Origin of the sequence: uncultured Thermomonas sp. (assembly GCF_937872235.1) — a bacterium.
Taxonomy (GTDB): Bacteria; Pseudomonadota; Gammaproteobacteria; order Xanthomonadales; family Xanthomonadaceae; genus Thermomonas; species Thermomonas beijingensis.
The window spans coordinates 1-3,133 of the sequence record NZ_CALMPC010000124.1 but is presented as its reverse complement, the minus strand read 5'-3'; the positions used below and the strand labels follow the sequence as shown (position 1 = coordinate 3,133).

General features: G+C 59.8%; 4 protein-coding genes. 1 reads left to right on the top strand and 3 read right to left on the bottom strand.

Features of this window, described 5'->3' with window-relative positions; genetic code table 11:
- Positions 1–376: lasso peptide biosynthesis B2 protein (locus QWB57_RS10785; RefSeq protein WP_288969523.1), on the bottom strand; the 376-nt coding region annotated here is incomplete at its 3' end.
- Positions 377–670, bottom strand: coding sequence for a PqqD family protein (locus QWB57_RS10780; RefSeq protein ID WP_288969522.1), 294 nt, complete (start codon positions 668–670; stop codon positions 377–379).
- Positions 671–748: 78 nt separating this feature from the next.
- On the opposite strand from QWB57_RS10780, the gene QWB57_RS10775 reads away from it, so the two are divergent.
- Positions 749–2,377 carry an ABC transporter ATP-binding protein gene (locus QWB57_RS10775; RefSeq protein ID WP_288969520.1) on the top strand — a complete coding sequence of 543 codons (1,629 nt, stop codon included), beginning with the start codon at positions 749–751 and terminating at the stop codon, positions 2,375–2,377.
- A gap of 35 nt (positions 2,378–2,412) precedes the next feature.
- On the opposite strand, the gene QWB57_RS10770 is transcribed toward QWB57_RS10775, so the two are convergent.
- Positions 2,413–3,133 (bottom strand): response regulator (locus QWB57_RS10770; RefSeq protein WP_343229800.1); only part of this gene is annotated, 721 nt, incomplete at its 5' end.

Genomic DNA, 3,133 nt, shown 5'->3' with positions numbered 1-3,133 from the left:
CTGCCAACTCCACCCATGCGTGTGCTTGAAACGCACTCTGTTGTGGCTTTATGCCAAGTTGCAAGGCTGGTTGAAACCCACGCAAGCGCAGCCAGCCATACAGCAATAACGATTGGCGCAGGCAGCTGGCCGTCACTGCGCCATGCCGACCTGCGATGGCGGCCAGCCGTGCCAACTGTTGTGCATCATCGATATCCATGGGGTTGGGAGTACGCGCGGATGTGCGTTGCGTGATCCATTCAATGATGCGCCGGCTGCGCGCGTAGCCGGTGATGGCCAAACTTGCATGAAGAATGGGTAATCCCACCAAGCAAGCAAGCAAGCGCCCGCGATCCGGCCAAGCCAATGCACGCCAGCCGTCAAGCCTGCGCCCCATTTATTGCACCGTCACCAAGCCCGCAGCGACCAGTTGTTGCACTAGGGCCAATAGGTCGTGTTCGATTTGGGGCAACGGGGCATCAAATTCAGCGTGGATACAATCCCGTACGGTTTGGAGGTTGCCATGCGTCCCTAATAATTTCCAGATCCTCGTGCCCACAGGATCCAGTCCAAAGTACTGTTCACTGGCCAAATCCAGCAGCACCAGTTCACCACCCACTTCCTGCACCATCACGGCAGAAGAAGGCGCTACCGTATTGGCAAGGGTGACGGAAAGATTGGGGACGGTCATGCTTGAACCTGCGGAGTTGACGTGCACAGGGTAGGACAAGGAACGATGCAAGGTAAAGAAACGGAAGATTTAAACCCAATGCGGTCCCGATTGCTGGCGTGGCTGCGGCCGCATACGTGGGCGTTGTTGCTCTGCGTGGGTCTGATGTTGGTGCAAAGCATGGCGACGCTGTTGCAGCCTTGGCTGGGGGGGCGGCTGGCGGACCGGCTGTTGCTTGGGGAAGGCATTGCGCGGCTGGCTTTGGTCTTGTTTGCGTTGGTGTGTGCGCAGGCATTGCTGGGTTATGTGGTGTCCGCGCAGTTGCAGCAGGTTTCTGGGCGTTTGCTGGCAGATGCTGGGGCGCAAGTGCATGCGCAGTTGCAGGCCCTGCCGCTGGCTTGGCACCAGCAGCGCCAGCGTGGAGATGTATTGGCGCTGATGACGGGAGATTTGCATCGCTTGAGTGGGTACGTCAGCGGGTTTTTGGTGCCGCTATTGCCACTGTTGCTGACATTGGCCGGGGCGCTGTTGATGATGTTCCGGTTGGCACCGGCGATTGCGCTGGCGATGGCGGTGTTGCTGCCGTTGCTGTTTGTGTTGATCAAACTGGCAGGCAGGGCGTTGCGACCCCTAGGGCATGCATCGATGCAGGCTTGGGCCGATTGGTATGCATCGGCGGAGCAAGGTCTGGAACTATTGCCACTGATCAAATCCAATGCGGCCAGCAATCGCGAAAATCTACAATTCGCTGCGCGCTGTGAGCATGTGTATCAAACCGAGCTGCGCCGGGTGATGTTGGAAGGTGCAATTTCGCCGGTGGTGCAAATACTGGGTGCCGGCACCGTTTTGCTATTGCTGGGGACGATGGGGGCGGCAGTGGTGCGCGATGGGATGGGCACGGGCACCTTGGTCAGCTTGTTTCTGTATGGGTTGGTCTTGATCAACCCGATCAGCCAGTTGGCCAATGTGTATGGTGCAACACAAAGCGTCCGGGGCGCAGCGCAACGCCTGCAGGCCGCGTTATCAGCAGCACCAGAAATCGACACCGGCACCCGCAGCGCACTGCCTGCTAACACGGCAATCACGTTTACCGGGCTTGACTTTGCCTACCCGGAGCGCGCGGTGCTGTTTCAAGGGTTCAACCTTGCGGTGGAACATGGCGAAACGATTGCGTTGACCGGTACCAATGGTGCTGGCAAGAGCACCTTGATTCATTTGCTCTTGCGCTTACTGGAGCCACAAGCAGGCACCATTGCGATTGGTGGCGTGGACGTGCGTGATTTTACGTTGACCGCGTTGCGTGAGCAGATTGGTTTGGTATCGCAACAGGTGCTGCTGTTCAACGCCAGCGTGCGCGACAACATTGCATATGGGCGGGTTGATGCCGATCCGTCAGCCATTGAGCGCGCTGCGCGGGCGGCGCGCGCGCATGATTTCATCTGTGGGTTGCCGGATGGCTACGACACCTTGGTGGGTGACAATGGCGTGCGTTTGTCGGGCGGTCAAAAGCAGCGATTGGCCTTGGCGCGCGCGTTGTTGAAAGACCCGCCCATCCTGATTTTGGATGAAGCCACCGCGATGTTTGACCCGGTGGGTGAGTTGGAGTTCATCGAAGCGTGCCGCGATGTATTGGCCAACCGCACGGTGATTTTGATCACCCATCGCCCCGCCAGTTTGGCCTTGGCCGATCGCATCGTGCGCTTGGATGGCGGGCAGGTTCAGGGATAAACAGCGGCCGAGTGCGCAGGTGATGCGCACCGATTTCAGCGCGGCATCAGGGTTTGTTGGACGGCGATATCCAGTGCATGTGTGGCGTCGGTATCTAGCGGGTCTGCACGCAGCGCATGTACTGCTTGGGCAAGTTGCGCCGCCCCCACAAAGCCGCAGCTGGCGGTGAGTTTGTGCAGCTCGGCACGCACGGCGGCGGCATCTGCCTGTTGGATGGCGGCGTGGATGCGCGCGTGTTGTTCGGGTAATTCTTGTAGGAACAAGCCGCGCAGCGCACTGACGTGGGCCGGGTTGCCGCCGACTGCTGCCAGCGCTTCGGCATCATTCCACAGGGCGGGGTGTGCGGCGGTAACAGTGGGCAAATGCCGTCGCAGCGCGGTATGTAGGCTGTCCATCGACATCGGTTTTTGCAGCACCTCCAAAAACCCTGCGGCATGCAGTTGTGCGCAAGCGGCGGCATCGGCATGGGCGGTATGCGCCAACGCTGGTGTGCAAATGCCACGGTGACGCAGGCGTTGCAGCAGGGTATCGCCACGCCCGTCGGGGAGATGGGCGTCGATCAACAGCAGATCGAAGCGGTGCTGGGTGCAGGCGTGTTCGGCATCGGCCACGCGACAGGCAAGCTGCACCGTTGCCGGCAAAGTGACTGCGGCATCGTGCAGGAAGCTGGCACTGACCGGGTCGTCCTCTACGATAAGTAGGCAGGCAAGCGCGGTGGGGCGTGGATTCATCGCAACGACCTCAATGGTTTGTATG

Bases quoted from the DNA above. Each gene is read 5' to 3' on its own strand.
- QWB57_RS10780 (WP_288969522.1), bottom strand. From the start codon at position 670: ATGACCGTCCCCAATCTTTCCGTCACCCTTGCCAATACGGTAGCGCCT.
- QWB57_RS10775 (WP_288969520.1), top strand. From the start codon at position 749: ATGCGGTCCCGATTGCTGGCGTGGCTGCGGCCGCATACGTGGGCGTTG.